Source organism: Rhodocytophaga aerolata (assembly GCF_030503435.1).
Classification (GTDB): Bacteria; Bacteroidota; Bacteroidia; order Cytophagales; family 172606-1; genus Rhodocytophaga; species Rhodocytophaga aerolata.
In genome coordinates, this window is record NZ_JAUKPO010000004.1 from 309,920 (window position 1) to 326,262 (window position 16,343).

The following is a 16,343-nucleotide window of genomic DNA, read 5'->3' on the forward strand; positions in this document are numbered from 1 at the left end:
ATTTTCTTTTTATACAGGTTTGCATGTTTAGATGACATCAGAGAATTAACTACCTTTGGCTGTTAGTCTTACCTGATCTCTACTAAACGATATCTTTTTCATGACACTCAGAGATGCAAAACCTGCCGACCTGCCTGCCATCGTAGACATTTATAACTCTACCATTCCAGGCCGCATGGTTACTGCCGATACAGAACCAGTAAGTGTAGAAAGCCGCTTAAAATGGTTTCATGATCATACGCCTAACCGGCGGCCATTATTGGTCGTGGAAGAAGAAAATGGCAGTGTTATTGGTTGGATAAGTCTGCGTGATTTTTACGGCAGACCTGCCTATCAATGCACAGCCGAAGTAAGCATTTACCTGAACCCGGCTGTCCGCGGAAAAGGATTAGGCAAATACCTGCTGGACACAATGCTGAAACAAGCCCCATCGTACGGGGTGTTCAACTTACTGGGATTTATTTTTGCTCACAATGAATCCAGTTTACAATTGTTCAGAAAGGCAGGATTTGAAGAATGGGGGAATTTGAAAGAAGTCGCCATTCTGGATGATATTCCCCGAAGCCTGATCATTATGGGAAAAAAGATTGTGTAACAGGTGTATCCGGAAATTTAGTCTCATGGGTTATTCCGCTGCTAACAGTTCATAGCACTGCCTGGCAATTTCCAGTTCCTCGTTAGTTGGAACAACCAGCACTTTTACGCTAGCTCCTTCCTTATTGATTTCACGAAGGTTCTTAGACCGGACTGCATTTTTCTCCTCATCCAGGGTGATACCCAGGTATTCCATATTCTGGCAAACCATCTGCCGTACTTTTATATCATTTTCTCCTACGCCGGCAGTAAATACTACGGCATCCAGGCCATTTAAGGCAGCAATGTAGGCACCCAGGTATTTCTTAATCCGGTAGGTATACATGTCATAGGCCATCTGCGCATTTGCATTACCTTCATCTATAGCCTTCGTAATATCCCGCATATCGTTGTAGCCAGTTAGGCCCAACATGCCACTCTTCTTGTTCAGAATGGTATTTACTTCATCCAGGCTGTAGCCTTCTCTATTCACTAAGTAAAAGATTACTGATTGGTCTATATCTCCACTGCGGGTACCCATAATTAACCCGTTCATTGGGCCCAGCCCCATACTTGTATCTACACACTGGCCGTTTTCCACAGCACTCATGCTGCACCCATTCCCAAGATGTATGGTAATAATTTTAGCTTCAGGTTTTTGTAGATATTCGGCAGCTTTTCCGGCCACATACTTATGGCTGGTGCCATGAAACCCATACGCCCGGATGCCTAAGTTGCTATAAAACTCCTCAGGTATGGCATAGCGGAATGCTTTAGGCGGCATAGTCTGATGAAAAGCGGTATCGAATACAGCTACCTGGCTGGCTTTGGAAAATATCTGTTCTGCTACTTCTATACCCAGGAAGTTGGATGGATTGTGTAAAGGTGCCAGCGGAAAGAGTTGTTGAATGTCTTTTTTTACATCATCTGTTATTCTAGTAGTTGCAGCAAACCGTTCTCCCCCATGCACGACGCGGTGCCCTACTACATCAATTTCATCCAGGCTCTTCAACACTCCCACTTGTGCATCGGTAAGCAGTTTTTCAACTTTACTCAAGCCTTTGCCATGATCATTGATAGGCTCTGTGCTGGTAAGTATATCTTCCTTGCCTCCTTTATATATTTTGTGGGTTAATACAGCATTTTCGTGCCCTATCCGCTCTACCAAACCGCTGCACAACACTCTGGCTTCCGGCATCTCAAACAACTGGTATTTAATAGAACTGCTTCCCGAATTGATAACAAATATGTACATGAGATAAATTTATAATCTAGAAGAATTGGAAGTTTAGAAAAGTAGATATATCGTACTCCAGTGCTGGGCATACTCTTTACCGGCAAATTATACTTCATTTTTTATTTCTTATTCCTTTTGTGCCTGAATAGCTGTAATTACCACAGTATTGAAGATATCGGCTACTGTACAGCCACGGCTCAGGTCATTTACGGGTTTATTGAGTCCTTGAAGCATTGGGCCAATGGCTAAGGCACCAGTTTCCCGTTGTACAGCTTTGTAGGTATTGTTTCCCGTATTCAAGTCTGGAAAGATCAGTACACTGGCTTGCCCGGCAACCTCTGAACCTGGCATTTTCTGCCGCCCTACTACTGGGTCTACAGCAGCATCGTACTGGATAGGACCTTCTACTTTCAGGTCAGGCCGTTTTTGTTTTACAATCTGCGTAGCAAGGCGCACTTTATCCACATCCTCCCCTTCTCCGGAAGTACCAGATGAATAGGAGAGCATAGCTATTTTGGGTTCTATGCCAAAACTCATGCTGCTTTCAGCAGAAGAAATCGCAATTTCGGCCAGTTGTTCAGCATTAGGGTTTGGGTTTACGGCACAGTCCCCGAATACAGAAACCCTGTCTGGCAGGCACATAAAAAACACCGATGAAACGACCGATACGCCAGGCTTGGTTTTTACAAACTGCAAAGCCGGACGGATGGTATGCTGCGTAGTATGAATTGCCCCCGAAACCATACCATCTGCATGGCCTTTATACACCATCATGGTACCAAAATATGATACATCTGTCATCAGGTCATAGGCCATATCCAGGGTTACGTTTTTATTCTTCCGCAGTTCATATAAGGTTTGCACATAGTCTTTATAATAGCTTGAATGCACAGGATCTATAATCCGGATCTGGTCGGCTTCCAGGTTCAGTCCCAGCCGTTTGATAGAAGCGCTGATCTCCTGCGGATTGCCTAATAAGGTAAGGGTAACAACATCCTGGTTAATCAGCCTGGCGGCCGCCCTGAGTATGCGGTCTTCGTTACCTTCGGGTAATACAATATGCTTTTTCTGATTTTTAGCCCGCCGCACCAGCTGATACTGGAACATATGCGGCGTCATGCTGTCTGACTTAAAGGTTACCAGCTTTTCGTCCAGGTTTTGTATAGCCACATAGTGTTCAAAGGTGCTTATGGCCAGCTGTATTTTTTTTGTATTGTCGGGGCTAATCCGCGACTGTATTCTGCCAATCTGGTTGATGGTTTCAAACGTACCCAGTTTTACCGAAATTATTGGCAACACCGTTTGTAATCCTTGCAACAGGCGGATAATGGGTTCTTCCGGTTCGTGCTTAGTGGTAAGCACGATTCCCGAGACTTTCGGATAGTTTATAGACTGATTAGCTTGTAAGGCGCTTAAAATAATATCGCCTCTGTCGCCGGGAGTTACAATAAGGGTGTTGTTTTTTATATGGCCCAGAAAATTAGGCACATTCATGGCACCGGTAATAAAATTATCTACCTGGTTAGAAAGCAGATTTTCACCAAACAATAGATTGCCCCCAATCCCTTCGTAGATTTCGCGCATGGTTGGGCTGCGAAGGTCCTGCAACTCTGGGATAACCGATATACTTATTTTATTCTGTAGCTGTTCCTGCAACTTATCCTGAATCTCCTTTACCTGCTCCTCTTTTACTTTATTCACAAAGGCAGCCAGTACCTGTACCTCTTGTGCTTCAAAATTCTGATAGGTCGTAACTACCGCATTTAATATCTGAGCGGTAGTTTTGTTTTCACCGGTTATCACCATCAGCACAGGTGCGCCCAGGTTTTTGGCAAAAGACACATTGGCATTGAATTCAAAGGCAATGCCGGTACCTAAAAAATCGCTGCCTTCTACCACTGTAAACTCGTTCTCTTCTTCTATCTTTTTATACTTGCTGATAATAGTCTCCAGCACTTCATCCGAATTTCCTGCTTCCGATAAGTTCATTACCTCCTCTCGGGTATACGCATAAGCATCTTGATAGCTGATGTTCAGTCCAAAATAGCTGATCACCGTTTCGATATGGGCATCTTTTTTTTCTTTGGGATTATAACTGATTACAGGTTTGAAATACCCAATCTTTTTTACTTTGCTCAGCAGCCGGTTCATCAGGCCCAAGGCAATAATGGATTTGCCACTGTATGGTTCGGTGGTCGCAATAAAAACAGATTTGTTCATCATAAAGTGGTGGTTTTACTACAAGCAATACACGTATTTACTATGCTAATTACTAAAAGTTTTACAAATTTGGGTAAGTGAAGTTGCCTTTACCTAGTTTATAGACTTTAGCCACCCTACCTATGCTGTTTCATCACCTGACTTTTATCCTAGTTACCTTACTCTTTAGCCTTATGACCTTATCTGCCAAAGCCCAAACACCTAAGAAAGCTCCGGTAAAAATTGGAGTGGCCGGCCTTACCCATTCGCATGTTCACTGGATACTTGGCCGGGAAAACAAAGGCGATGTGGAGATTGTAGGGATTGCTGAGCCGAACCGGGAGCTTGCCCAGCGGTTTGCCAAACAACATGGATTCTCCATGAACCTGGTGTACAACACCCTGGATGAGATGCTGGAGAAAACAAAGCCACAAGCCGTTACTGCTTTCAATACCATATATGGGCATTTGGAAGTGGTGCAAGCCTGCGCTCCCAGAGGAGTGCATGTAATGGTAGAAAAACCTCTGGCTGTTAGTATGGAACATGCCAGGCAAATGGAAGCCCTGGCAAAAAAACACAAGATACATTTGCTGACCAATTATGAAACTACCTGGTATGGCAGCAACCATAAAGCCTATGAAATGGTAATTAAAGACAAAGCCATAGGTGATATCCGCAAAGTTGTGGTGCACGACGGCCACCAGGGCCCCAAAGAAATTGGGGTTGACCAGGAATTTTTCGACTGGCTTACAGACCCTGTACAAAATGGCGGTGGGGCATTAATTGACTTTGGCTGCTATGGGGCCAACCTCATTACATGGCTTATGCAAGGCCAACGGCCCCTATCGGTTACTGCCGTTACCCAACAAATTAAACCTGACATATATCCAAAAGTAGATGATGAAGCTACAATTCTTGTTACCTATCCCAAGACGCAAGGAGTAATTCAGGCTTCCTGGAACTGGCCATATTCCCGCAAGGATATGGAAATTTACGGGCAAACAGGCTCTGTACATTCCCTTGACCGTAGCAATATGCGTATCCGGCTGACGGAGAAAGAACCCGAGACTAGCTCCAAAGCAGCCGATTTACCTGCCCCCTATACAGACCCGTTTGCATACCTGGCGGCTGTAGTCAGAGGAGAGGTACAATCGAAAGATGACCTTTCGTCTTTGCAGAATAATATGATTGTAGTAGAAATCCTGGAAGCAGCCAGAAAATCGGCAAAGGAAGGAAAGACGATTTATTTTAAAGCAAAATAACATTTACTCGCAGCATTTAAGCTGGTTCTGTTTCAACACCTCATCCTTTGTTTTTACATTATTTTCATCCGATGAATCCGGTATTTAAAAAGCTGAATTATAAGCAACAACCTGAAATTATTATTCTCAATGCCCCTTCTTCTTTTCAGGAAGCTATCAACGATATGGACCCATCTTCCAGGGTGTTAACAACTATTCCTTCGGGAAAACAGGTAGATTTTGCTTTGGTATTTGCCACTACCCAGCAACAAGTGAATGGGGCAGTTTTACAACTTGCTCCACTATTATCGCCGGATGCCGTACTATGGTTTGCCTACCCCAAAGGAACTTCTAAAAAATACACCTGTGACTTTAACCGTGACACCGGCTGGCAGGCGCTTGGCGAGCTGGGTTTTGAAGGAGTAAGGCAAATTGCTATTGATGAAGACTGGACGGCGCTGCGTTTCCGCCAGGTGAAGTTTATTAAAGCGATGAAACGCAACCCCCGAATGGCTATGAGTCCCGATGGGAAAATCCGCACGGAAAATACCTCTCAACATACGGAATAACGTATTTCCTTCCCAATAATAACCAAAGGTTTTGCTTTTTAGCATGGTAAACCAACGGGCAACGTGTACATATATAACTAGCCCGAAGGTTTAATCATACACAATGCTGATATATCCACTGTTTAGTTATTTATTTTACTGACTGACAATTAATGCCTAACAGATGAGTGTTACTGCATAGCACTTAACATCACATATTATTATAGTTACTTAGTATGCTTATATAACTTAAGAACATGAGTAAGTATTGTAATTATGTTTGTATTAGTAATCAATAACACATAGGTTTTATAGGTAAGTCATTGTTTCCTAGGTACGTAGGTTGCACAGGTTTCAGGAATTCAACATTCATGATAGCTAACAATCCGGCTATTGACTAAACCCATCTTCTACCCTCCTTTTATAGGCCGGTTTGTATCAACGACCCTACTGAAATCAGCCAGGCTAAGCGTCTGCGGAAGAATTAAATTTATCTGGTGAGAGGTTACCAAACATAAAAACAAACACTAAGCAATTGAAAACAAGCTAGTTCATGGGCAACGTTCATTGTTTGCCTGTGAGCGTATATCCACGAAGTAGATTCAACTAATGTTAGTTAAAACAAACCACCACATTTTTACTATAATGAAAAACAATAAAATTCTTTTTGCCTGCCCTCCTTTTGATGGTCATTTTAATCCGCTGACTGGCTTGGCGGTTCATTTGCTGAATGCAGGGTACGATGTACGCTGGTATACGGCTAAAGCATTTGAAAGGAAAGTTCAACGCTTAACTATTCCTTTTTATCCATTTAAGCGGACCATGGAAATTAATCAAGACAACTTAAATGAGCTGTTCCCTGAAAGAGAAAAACTTAAAGGGGGCATAGCCAAAATTAAATTCGACATCCGGAAGGTGTTTGTCGAAAGTGCCATTCCACAGTTTGAAGACATAAAAGATATCTGCCGTGAATTTGATTTTGATCTGCTTATCTGCGACAATGCGTTTACCGGAGGCCAACTGGTAAAAGAAAAACTCGGCAAAAAAGTAATAGCTATTGGCGTAACACCCCTGGGAGAATCTTCCAAAGACGTACCTCCTACTGGTTTAGGATTAACTCCAGCACATTCCTTTATCGGTAAACAAGTCCAATCGCTTATGCGGACTGTTTTGAATAAAGTAGTTTTTAAAGAAAGCTCTCAGTTGTACAACGAAGTAATAACCTCTTATGGCCTGCCTCCCGTAAATGATTCTATCTTCAATATTGCCAGCCGCTACATGGATTTATTCCTGCAGATAGGCGTACCTGGGTTTGAATATTACAGAAGCGACATAAGTCCCAAAGTCCGGTTTATTGGTCCCTTACTTCCGCCAAAACAAGCAACTACCCATAATTTTGCTCATGCAGATAAATTAGCCGCCTATGAAAAGGTTATACTAATTTCGCAGGGAACGGTAGACAACAAAGAGCCCGAAAAGTTAATTATTCCAACCATTGAGGCTTTAAAAGATAAACCTTATTTACTGATTGCTGCAACCGGCTATTCCAAAACCGAAGAGTTGCGCAAGAAGTATGCACAAGCCAATGTCATTATAGAAGACTTTGTAGACTTTAGCAGTATCCTCCCCCATTCCGATGTATTTGTTACCAATGGTGGCTATGGCAGCACATTTTTAAGTCTGGCCAATGAGGTGCCCATAGTCGCAGCAGGCTTACATGAAGGCAAAAATGAAATTTGTGCCCGTATCGGATATTTTAACGTAGGGATTAACCTGAAAACCGAACGGCCCAAACCTGCGCAGATCAGAAAAAGCGTAGAAGCTATATTGTCGGATACCAAGTACAAAAAGAATGTGGCTACCCTTAAACAGGAATTCAAACACTACCCTACGCTTACCTTGTGCGTACAATATATCAAAGAAATACTCGACACAGCTTCTGAACCCAGAACAGTATTGAGTATTGCCTGAGAACAATGAATGGAATATACTAGAGCAGGCATCAAGAATACGATTGCCTGCTTTTTATTTTTTTTCTTTTGACCCAAGCGTTATTTCTTGTTGTAGCTGTTTGAGTTCCTGGTTCATTAAGCTTATTTCAATGGCCAGCAAATCCAGCAAGCTGATGCGTGTATCAATATCATCCAGGGAATAAAGCCCGCCAGTACTAAAAAGTAACGAAAGCCGTTGTTGTTGTTCTTCCTGCTCAGTTTCTCTCAACAGAGGAAGTTCCTCCCAGCGCTGTAAGATGGTTTGCCGGACTGTTCGTGTTTCCTGAAGGTTTTCATACTCTTTGGTTAAATAATGCCAAACCATTGGCCGGTAAATTGTGGATTGCTCTGAATTGTTCTGTATATCAGTTAAAAAATTGCGCTTGTGCAGGAATACAGCCTTTTTGTCTTTCTTTTTTAAAGCCCGGTAGGCAAAATACCCGCTAAGTAACGCGCCACCTATTTCAGTGGTTTCAATCAGCCGCTGGTCTGCATCACTTAGGTTCATGGCGCTCACGACAATCTGGGCAGAGGCAGCTATTAACACAGATAGTATGGTGGAACTGGTTTCACGTTTTTCAACCTGTACCTGCAAAAAATTTTTCATTTCTGTTGCTCTGCCTATTTCACAGTTTATTTCATCCAGCACACTGCTTACCTCCAGCGAGACCAGCGAAATACGTTCGGTTATCTCTTGCCGGGCAGCCACCATCTGCAGTAAGAGGTCAGTATCTGGTGATTGTTGCTGCTGGTTATCCAGTTGTACGAGCCTGGTTAACAAGGGTAAAATACCAATGTCTGCGGCCACACTTCGTGCCCGTTGCGAAAACCTGGCCTGTAGGTCGGGAGAAAAAACGGTATCCTGTGCCAGCTGAATAGCCAGCAAAGAATCGTATTGTGTGGTAGAGGGGCTCAAAGCCTGGCAGTAGGCATCACTGGTAAATATTTGTGCGGGCAGTTTCCTGCTGGAATGGCATCCTATAGTAATCGTACAGACCAGAAATAAGAACCACAGGTGTATAGGTATCTTCATAAAGCAGCAGGTTTGGGAAAAGTAGCAGGAAGGCCGCAACGAAGGCAGGCTACACATTCATGGGCATTCGCTGATATAAACTAAAAGAGTTGACCGGATAATGGACAGGTCAACTCTTTTACTAAGCATAACAGGGGATAGTTTATTCGATCATCTTAAACCATTTTTCTTTGCTGTTACTGGAAGCTACCACGGTTTCAATAAAAGCCATTCCTCGCACACCATCTTCAGGACCAGGAAAATCCAGATGAGCCGGATTTGGTTTTTCTCCTTTTAAAACACTGCGCAAGGCATTGGCAAAGTTGCGGTATACGTTTGCGAAGGCTTCCAGGTATCCTTCCGGGTGCCCGGCAGGAATCCGGGTGTTCATGCCGGCGGCTTCCGATAACTTTCCTACACCAGTCCGGATGATCTGTTTGGGTTGTCCGATCCAGCTGGCTATGAGTGTATTAGGGTCTTCCTGCAGCCAATATAATCCCCCTTTTTCGCCATACACCCGGATGTTTAAGCCATTTTCTACGCCTACAGCTATCTGGCTCGCATGCAATACACCTTTGGCTCCTCCTTCAAAATGCAGCAGCACATTGCCATCATCTTCAAGTCGGCGGCCTTCTACATAGGTGGTCAGGTCGGCACACATTTCTGTAATTTTTAGCCCGGTAATGTATTCAGCCAGGTTTTCGGCATGCGTACCAATATCGCCCATACAGCCGGCAATGCCAGAACGCGAAGGATCGGTGCGCCAGTCGGCCTGCTTATTTTCTACTTTGGTTGCCAGCCAGCCCTGGGGGTATTCCACAACAATTTTACGGATTTTACCCAGCTTGCCATCTTTTATCATCTGGCGGGCTTCTTTCACCATAGGATACCCGGTGTAGTTATGTGTGAGGCAGAAAAGCAGTCCTGTTTTCTTTACCAGGTCACGAAGTTCTTTGGCTTCGGCCAGAGTCAAGGTCATGGGTTTGTCGCATACTACATGAAACCCATTTTCCAGAGCTAATTTGGCTGGAGGAAAATGCATGTGGTTAGGGGTAACAATGGAAACAAAATCCATACGCACCCCTTCCGGCAGTGCTTTTTCTTTGGTAATCATTTCTTCAAACGTACCATATACCCGGTCAGCTGGCAGATAGAGAGCTTCGCCAGAAGCTTTGGATTTTTCCGGACTGCTGCTAAAAGCGCCACATACCAACTCTATTTCATTGTCTAACGCAGCGGCCATCCGGTGCACACTGCCAATAAATGCATCCTTTCCGCCACCAACCATGCCCATTCTCATTTTTCTGTTCATATAATTTATTTGGTTTTGATGTTGATGATTCGTTCACCATTGCTCAGTCAGCAAAAAGTTCAGGCCATGCCTCCGGTAGAATTAAATGGATGTGGCATTGTCAGGTGAACTATTTTTGGGGTGAATATGCAATTTTTATAGAAAATATAAAATTAGAAAAGTCAAATTTTTGCTCCGGATAAATCAATCAGCCATTTTAGCTGGATGGTATCTTATCTATTGTTACCTTTGCCTGCGAATGGATCATATTCTTATCTGGTGTATTTTACTGATGGCTGGTTTGTTCCTCCTGATCAAAGCAGCAGATTTCTTCAACCGGGCTGCTGAGAATATAGGACTTTCTCTGGGACTTTCTCCTTTTATTATCGGTGTGGTACTGGTGGGCATCGGAACCTCACTGCCGGAACTTATTTCTTCGTGTATTGCCGTGGTGAAGGGTTTTTCTGAGATTGTACCTGGAAATGTATTAGGCTCTAACATTGCAAATATTTTCCTGATCATTGGTATTATTTCCGCCCTTACGCCTACTTCTATTGTACTTACCGAAAAATCCATTATCGTAGACCTGCAGTTTCTTATAGGCTCTGCCCTGTTTACGGCTGTTACCATCTATGACGGTATTTTTAATGTATACGAAGGCTTGTTGTGTATCTGCATGTTTATCGGATATATTTTCTATCAGCTTACTGACAGCAATTCGGCTACCGTTGCTGACGAAAAAAGGCCCAAGGCTACTCCCAAAGATTACCTGACGTTTATGGTCAGTTCTGCGGTGATCTATCTCTCTGCGGACCTGACCATCGAAGCCGTTATCCGGATTTCAGACTATTTACAGATTGGCAAGGAAATAATAGCTGCCAGTATGATAGCTGTGGGTACCTCTTTGCCCGAACTTGTGGTAAGCATTAGTGCCACCAAACAGGGAAATGCCGATGTAGCTATTGGAAATATTGTAGGCTCCTGTATATTTAATGTATTATGGGTTATGGGCTTTTCTTCTTTGTTTGGCACCATTGTTATTCCAGCCTCTGTACTGAGCATAACGTTGCCCTTTATGCTGATTGCTACGTTCCTGTTTTTTGTGATGACCCGGAACCGGAGTTTTTCCCGGTACACCGGCATACTTTTCCTGCTGTTTTTTGTTCTGTTTATGGCTAAGCTTTTTTCAGCTTTTTAACAAATTGTTTCTGAACACCTTTGGTTATGATTAGTTGCCAGCCCCGAACACCTGTTGTTGCTTTAATTGCCGGATTGTTTTGCAGTTGCTTTTTGCTAGCGGGGGTTTGGTTATATATGATTAGCACATCTGCTGCTCCTTCGTTACTTTCGTTTATCGGGGTGTGTTTCATACTGGCGTTGCTGGTATTTGTGGCTGTACGGATAGCGGTAGGTTATATTAGCTTACAAGCAGATGGCCATACTTTAACCGTGACGTATAAAGTGCTGGGTAAACGTAAAATCTATGCGCTTGCCTCGGTTACGCACGTAGAAGAGGTGAATATTAAAACTTTCCAAAACAAACACTTCAGACAGTTGCTCATCTATGTGGGAGATGAAAAAATTTCGTTCAACGATCAGGTGTATACCGGCTACGATGGCATGAAACAACTGTTAAATCAGCGAAAGGCAGCCCCTAAAAATAAGCTTAAGAAAAAGTAGGCTATTCCAACATTCAACCTATTTTCCAATCCACCATCATTCTACGTAAGCCAGTCCACATTCATGGTATTTTGCTGAACTACCAATAACCTTTTAAGCAAGGTAGTTGAATTAAATCTCAGATTCTCCTATTCACCAAACCGGGAGTCTCAAGGTAGTTTTTGTTAATCATCTTACTTTCTAACAGTGTATTTCAGCGGTGCGCCAATAAAAAACATCTGCCAGATGACAAATCTGGCAGGTGTTTTTGCTTTTACATACCACTTATTTTACCAATGCTTCAATAGGCTTACCGGTAGTTCCATTGGGCAACGATGTTTTCAGAATAAATGCCAGGGTTGGGGCAATATCGGTTATCGCTACATAGCTAACCGAACTACCAGGTTTAATGGTCCATCCATACCAGAGCAAGGGTACGTGTGTATCGTAGGTGTAGGGCGAACCGTGCGTAGTTCCGGTTTTGCTATACTCCATCCACTGAGGAAGCAGGTTTACCATCACATCTCCGGAACGTCTGGCATGGTAGCCTTTTTGAATTAAGCTGTTAATTCCTTGTGTATACTCGTAGCGTTGCATGGCTAATGCCGTAGCTGAACTGGATACACCTGTCATTTTCAGTACATATTGTGCAATTGCCTGCTGTATTTCTTCCTTGTTCAGCTTTTTCTCCTCCATTACTTTATCGTTCAGGTACACCTGCTGATTAATAAAGGAAGTTACCAGAGAATCGGAATAGGTCTGATACAAATAGCCTTTCAGTTGCTGCATGTGTTGTTTGCTGGCAAAATAGCCTGCCGGCACTTTCACACTTTCAAGATACGCAGGCACTTCTGCCCCGGCATGATCGGCTGTCAGGAAAACCAGTACTTTTTCTTTCCCCAGGTAGGTATCCAGAAAAGTAAGCAGTTGTGCCAGGTCACGGTCCAGGCGAAGGTAGGTGTCTTCCAGTTCTATGGATCTGGGTCCATACTTATGTCCGATATAATCGGTAGATGAAAAGCTTACCGCCAGAAAATCGGTTGCATTGCCCTTTCCAAGCTTTTCGGTTTGTATGGCTTCCAGGGCAAAATCTTTTACAAGGCTATTGCCAAAAGGGGTGCTCCTAATAAGCTCATATCCATCTTCCGTATAGATTTTGGGTAGATTATGAGGAAATAAGGCTTTTGCTTCGCCTTTAAGCAAGCCCTCATACACGTTATCGTCTTCCAGACTTTCGGAATATTGAGCAATGGGCAGCAAGGTGTTCCACTCTTTACTTAAATACTCTTTGGCTTTATCTTTTGCATTAAACTTACTTACCCAGTCTGGCAATGCCTGCATGTAGTAGGTGGAGGTAATAAATGCCCCATTTTCACTATCGAACCAGTAAGCAGCATTAGCCAGATGTCCGGCCGGCAATATGGAACCACGGTCTTTCAGTGAAATACCAATTACTTTTGCCTGTAAATTTGTTGTCAGCCTCAGCTCATCGGTAATACTGTTGGTCCACATGTTGGCTGGAGACATTTCACCGGCAGTAGATGAACTGCCCACTGTTTTTACCGAATGGTCATCTGTACAATAAGTACTTTTGTTTTCCTCCCGTACAAACCAGTTGTTTCCGATTATGCCATGTACCGCAGGTGTAGCCCCGGTATATACTGACGCATGGCCTGGAGCCGTATACGTAGGAGCATAATTATAATGGGTATTGCGGCAAAAGTAGCCCTGGTTTACTAAGCGTTTAAAGCCGCCATTACCATATTTGTTCCAGAAACGGTATATGTAATCGTACCGCATCTGGTCTACCACGATTCCTACAACTAGTCTAGGAGGGGTACTGGAAGCGGCGGCTTGCTGGGCTATTGCTGCATAGGCAAAAAATACGGAAAGAATGGAAATGGATAGAAATCTGATCATAGCAACATAAAGGGAATATGGCGGCAAAGGTAGGATTATTCATAGTGGCTAACAAGCCAAGTATGGCATTTGTAACGGGAGTATACGGTAAGCATGGGCAGTTTTCAAACAAACCCTTCGGTAACAGGTTATGTTACAAAAAATCTATGGTATTTGCTTTATTGCTGCTCAACCTGCTTGTATCTGCTTGTCTAACCGGCCTGATCTGGTTTGTGCAAATCGTTCATTATCCCATTTTTGCCAAAGTACCAGCTTCCCATTTCATAGCTTACCAAACCACCCATATGCAAACTACCGGCTATGTGGTGGCTGGGCCTATGTTGCTGGAACTAGTTGCCAGTAGTGTACTCTTGTTATACACCTTACCTGGAAAGATGCAACTTTTAACTGTGGGGGCTTTTGCGTTGGTAGTGCTCATCTGGCTTACTACCTTCTTTGTTTCAGTACCCATACACAACACCCTGGTAACGAATGGATTTCATCAGGATATGATTACTAAACTTGTAGCTACCAACTGGGTACGCACGCTAGCCTGGACATTGCGTACAGGTATACTGGTATATCTGGTGCTGAAACTCCGGTAAGTCATTTTTTCTACACAGGTAAAGGGTATTTGCTGGATACCATATTTTGGAGATTTGGCAAGTTAATTTTGAAGATTGTCCCCTTGTTTACTTCACTTTCTACTTCAATCTGGCCTTTGAGTTTTTCTATATTCTGTTTTACAATGTACAAGCCCAGACCCGAACCGTCGGAAGACTGCGTAGCCCGGAAAAACATATTATATATTTTGCCTATATACTCCTGGCTGATACCAATGCCATTATCTTCCAGGCGGATGAAGGCTTGCGTTGCAGTACTGCAAACAACAATCGTTAAATAGCTTTGCGCCACTCCAGGATTGAGGTATTTGATGGCATTAGAAATAAAGTTTTTAAATAAAATTGTTACCCGCAGTTCGTCGGAAAAAAAGGGTACCTCTTCCGTGATGTCTACTGATATATTGATTTTTCCGGAGTTGGGCAGGTATTTCAACTCTTCTACGCAATCTGCAATAATCTGATTGAAAGCAATGGCACTAACCTTACTATCCAAGTTAATTGACTTGGAATGATTCAAAATAGATTTGATAAAATCGTCCAGTTTGTTGATCCGGTTTTCAATCATACTCACATACATATACTTTGTTTCCGGATTTTCTTCTGAACGCATAAGTTGTAGTAAACCCATGACCGACGTTAAAGGAGACCGCAGATCGTGGGAAACTTTGTATACATAGTTATCTAATTCAAAATTCCGCTTTTGCAACTCCAGCAAGGTATTCTGCAGGTTCTTCTCTATAAGTTTACGGTCGGTTATGTTAAAAGCAGTACCTGTAATTTCCTGAACTTCTCCGGCTCTATTCATTAAGGGTTGTAGGTTAATCAGAAAATAGTGTTTTCTGTTGGCATGGGTAGTAATGGTTACTTCTTCTTTTATTCCTTTGCCGGTTTCAAATACCGTACATTTCAGTTGCCTGATATGGCCTGCTTCTGTTTGGGGGAGCAGTTCAGCATCCGTCTTGCCCAGCACATGCTGGTTCCCAAAACCAGCTTGTGTGTTGTGTACCCAGGTATACTTACCCTCTTTATCCGAATTAAACACCATTACCTGGGAATGTTCCAGCGCCACTCTGAACCGTTCCTGGCTTTTAAGCAAGGCAAGTTCAGTGGTTTTGTGCAAGGTAATTTCTTGCAATAACTGGGCATTTATTTCTTGCAGGCTGGCTGTGCGGGCATCCACAATCTTTTCCAACTCACTTTTAATTAACTCAAGCTGTTCTACCGTGGCGTGTAATTCTTCCCGGTTGCTGTTTAGTTCTTCATTGAACAGGAGTAACTCCTGGTTGGATTGGTAAAGGTCATCATTGAGCACACTTAATTCTTTTTCGTAGGTATCTTTCAAGGTAAACTGTCGGGAAAGCAGCAGATAGAGCAAAAGAATAATGAAAGCAAAAATACCTACAATTCCATATAATACTTGTTCTGTTAGTGTAAAAGATGCATCCAGGGCAGCTGTTCTGACAGTTAATAATTTACGCTCTTCCTGCTTGATTTCATGCATTAGTGCCGTAATTTGGTCTATGCTTTCTTTGCCTTTGTTAGTAGAATAATAGCTCATAAGCGCTGCTATTTGGCCTCTTGCTTTCAGCAGTACCTGGTTTGTTTGTACATCTATGGCTTGGTTCACGGCCTTTTCGAGGCGATTTACCCGCTTTTGTTGCAATGGATTATCTGCAGTAAGAAGTCTCAGATCAGTGATATAGTGATCTACAGAGTCAATGGATTGAATGTATGGCTCCAGGTATAAACTGTCTCCGGTAATGGCAAAGCCCCGCTGCCCATTTTGAATATTACTGATTAAGGAGGATATTTTGTCTACGTCTGCTAGTACAGCATATGTATGTTGCACCCATTGGTTTTTCTCTTTAAGCGAAATAAAACTCCGGTAGGCTAAGTACGCTATCAGAAGCATTTTACAACTGAGTAGTATGCTTCCGCCAACAAGTAGCTTGTTAACAGTAAAGTTCATGAAGGGAATCTGTGTGTTAAAAGTTGTGTACGTTTGAAGCCTTAAATTCTATAGGCCATTCCTCAATTTACGAAACAGAAAGCATCTACGTATGTGGTGTC

The 16,343-nt window shown here is 43.0% G+C and carries 13 protein-coding genes; 7 read left to right on the forward strand and 6 right to left on the reverse strand.

Annotated elements, in window-relative coordinates; genetic code table 11:
• The first annotated feature begins 100 nt into the window (after window positions 1–100).
• Window positions 101–595 (forward strand): GNAT family N-acetyltransferase, encoded by a 495-nt coding sequence (locus Q0590_RS10130; protein WP_302037409.1) that lies wholly within the window; start codon window positions 101–103, stop codon window positions 593–595.
• A 30-nt stretch (window positions 596–625) separates the two neighbouring features.
• Here the strand turns inward: Q0590_RS10130 and Q0590_RS10135 are convergent, their stop codons facing one another.
• Together Q0590_RS10135 and pta are read right to left on the reverse strand one after the other, a co-directional pair.
• Window positions 626–1,828, reverse strand: coding sequence for an acetate/propionate family kinase (locus Q0590_RS10135; RefSeq protein WP_302037410.1), 1,203 nt, complete (start codon window positions 1,826–1,828; stop codon window positions 626–628).
• 108 nt (window positions 1,829–1,936) lie between these two features.
• Window positions 1,937–4,030, reverse strand: coding sequence for a phosphate acetyltransferase (gene pta, locus Q0590_RS10140; RefSeq protein ID WP_302037503.1), 2,094 nt, complete (start codon window positions 4,028–4,030; stop codon window positions 1,937–1,939).
• A gap of 122 nt (window positions 4,031–4,152) precedes the next feature.
• Between pta and Q0590_RS10145 the strand changes: the two genes are divergently transcribed.
• The 3 genes from Q0590_RS10145 to Q0590_RS10155 all read left to right on the forward strand — a co-directional run bounded on the left by Q0590_RS10145 (window position 4,153) and on the right by Q0590_RS10155 (window position 7,769).
• On the forward strand, window positions 4,153–5,271 hold the full coding sequence (locus Q0590_RS10145; RefSeq protein WP_302037411.1) for a Gfo/Idh/MocA family protein: 1,119 nt from the start codon (window positions 4,153–4,155) through the stop codon (window positions 5,269–5,271).
• Window positions 5,272–5,318: 47 nt separating this feature from the next.
• Entirely contained in the window at window positions 5,319–5,819 is a 501-nt protein-coding gene (locus Q0590_RS10150) for a hypothetical protein (protein WP_302037412.1), read from the forward strand.
• Between the two features lie 624 nt (window positions 5,820–6,443).
• Complete coding sequence (locus tag Q0590_RS10155; RefSeq protein ID WP_302037413.1) at window positions 6,444–7,769, forward strand: glycosyltransferase; 1,326 nt, start codon at window positions 6,444–6,446, stop codon at window positions 7,767–7,769.
• A 54-nt stretch (window positions 7,770–7,823) separates the two neighbouring features.
• Here Q0590_RS10155 and Q0590_RS10160 read toward each other — a convergent pair whose 3' ends face one another.
• On the reverse strand, window positions 7,824–8,822 hold the full coding sequence (locus Q0590_RS10160; protein WP_302037414.1) for a hypothetical protein: 999 nt from the start codon (window positions 8,820–8,822) through the stop codon (window positions 7,824–7,826).
• A gap of 142 nt (window positions 8,823–8,964) precedes the next feature.
• Window positions 8,965–10,095 carry a Gfo/Idh/MocA family protein gene (locus Q0590_RS10165; protein WP_302037504.1) on the reverse strand — a complete coding sequence of 377 codons (1,131 nt, stop codon included), beginning with the start codon at window positions 10,093–10,095 and terminating at the stop codon, window positions 8,965–8,967.
• A gap of 256 nt (window positions 10,096–10,351) precedes the next feature.
• Here Q0590_RS10165 and Q0590_RS10170 point away from each other — a divergent pair, with 256 nt between their 5' ends.
• Both Q0590_RS10170 and Q0590_RS10175 read left to right on the forward strand, forming a co-directional pair.
• Window positions 10,352–11,290 carry a calcium/sodium antiporter gene (locus tag Q0590_RS10170; RefSeq protein ID WP_302037415.1) on the forward strand — a complete coding sequence of 313 codons (939 nt, stop codon included), beginning with the start codon at window positions 10,352–10,354 and terminating at the stop codon, window positions 11,288–11,290.
• A 116-nt stretch (window positions 11,291–11,406) separates the two neighbouring features.
• A complete protein-coding gene (locus Q0590_RS10175) occupies window positions 11,407–11,772 on the forward strand; it encodes a hypothetical protein (protein ID WP_302037416.1) in 366 nt (121 codons plus the stop codon).
• Between the two features lie 264 nt (window positions 11,773–12,036).
• Here the strand turns inward: Q0590_RS10175 and pafA are convergent, their stop codons facing one another.
• Window positions 12,037–13,671, reverse strand: a complete 1,635-nt coding sequence (gene pafA, locus Q0590_RS10180; protein ID WP_302037417.1) for an alkaline phosphatase PafA — start codon at window positions 13,669–13,671, stop codon at window positions 12,037–12,039.
• A 62-nt stretch (window positions 13,672–13,733) separates the two neighbouring features.
• Between pafA and Q0590_RS10185 the strand changes: the two genes are divergently transcribed.
• Window positions 13,734–14,255 carry a hypothetical protein gene (locus Q0590_RS10185; protein WP_302037418.1) on the forward strand — a complete coding sequence of 174 codons (522 nt, stop codon included), beginning with the start codon at window positions 13,734–13,736 and terminating at the stop codon, window positions 14,253–14,255.
• A 10-nt stretch (window positions 14,256–14,265) separates the two neighbouring features.
• On the opposite strand, the gene Q0590_RS10190 is transcribed toward Q0590_RS10185, so the two are convergent.
• A complete protein-coding gene (locus Q0590_RS10190) occupies window positions 14,266–16,242 on the reverse strand; it encodes a CHASE3 domain-containing protein (protein ID WP_302037419.1) in 1,977 nt (658 codons plus the stop codon).
• Window positions 16,243–16,343 lie beyond the last annotated feature (101 nt).

What these genes read in the sequence shown, in the direction of transcription:
- Q0590_RS10160 (WP_302037414.1), bottom strand. Translation starts at nt 8,822, where the DNA reads ATGAAGATACCTATACACCTGTGGTTCTTATTTCTGGTCTGTACGATT.
- Q0590_RS10135 (WP_302037410.1), bottom strand. Translation starts at nt 1,828, where the DNA reads ATGTACATATTTGTTATCAATTCGGGAAGCAGTTCTATTAAATACCAG.
- pafA (WP_302037417.1), bottom strand. Translation starts at nt 13,671, where the DNA reads ATGATCAGATTTCTATCCATTTCCATTCTTTCCGTATTTTTTGCCTAT.
- pta (WP_302037503.1), bottom strand. Translation starts at nt 4,030, where the DNA reads ATGAACAAATCTGTTTTTATTGCGACCACCGAACCATACAGTGGCAAA.
- Q0590_RS10170 (WP_302037415.1), top strand. Translation starts at nt 10,352, where the DNA reads ATGGATCATATTCTTATCTGGTGTATTTTACTGATGGCTGGTTTGTTC.
- Q0590_RS10190 (WP_302037419.1), bottom strand. Translation starts at nt 16,242, where the DNA reads ATGAACTTTACTGTTAACAAGCTACTTGTTGGCGGAAGCATACTACTC.
- Q0590_RS10165 (WP_302037504.1), bottom strand. Translation starts at nt 10,095, where the DNA reads ATGGGCATGGTTGGTGGCGGAAAGGATGCATTTATTGGCAGTGTGCAC.
- Q0590_RS10175 (WP_302037416.1), top strand. Translation starts at nt 11,407, where the DNA reads ATGATTAGCACATCTGCTGCTCCTTCGTTACTTTCGTTTATCGGGGTG.
- Q0590_RS10185 (WP_302037418.1), top strand. Translation starts at nt 13,734, where the DNA reads ATGGCATTTGTAACGGGAGTATACGGTAAGCATGGGCAGTTTTCAAAC.
- Q0590_RS10155 (WP_302037413.1), top strand. Translation starts at nt 6,444, where the DNA reads ATGAAAAACAATAAAATTCTTTTTGCCTGCCCTCCTTTTGATGGTCAT.
- Q0590_RS10145 (WP_302037411.1), top strand. Translation starts at nt 4,153, where the DNA reads ATGCTGTTTCATCACCTGACTTTTATCCTAGTTACCTTACTCTTTAGC.
- Q0590_RS10130 (WP_302037409.1), top strand. Translation starts at nt 101, where the DNA reads ATGACACTCAGAGATGCAAAACCTGCCGACCTGCCTGCCATCGTAGAC.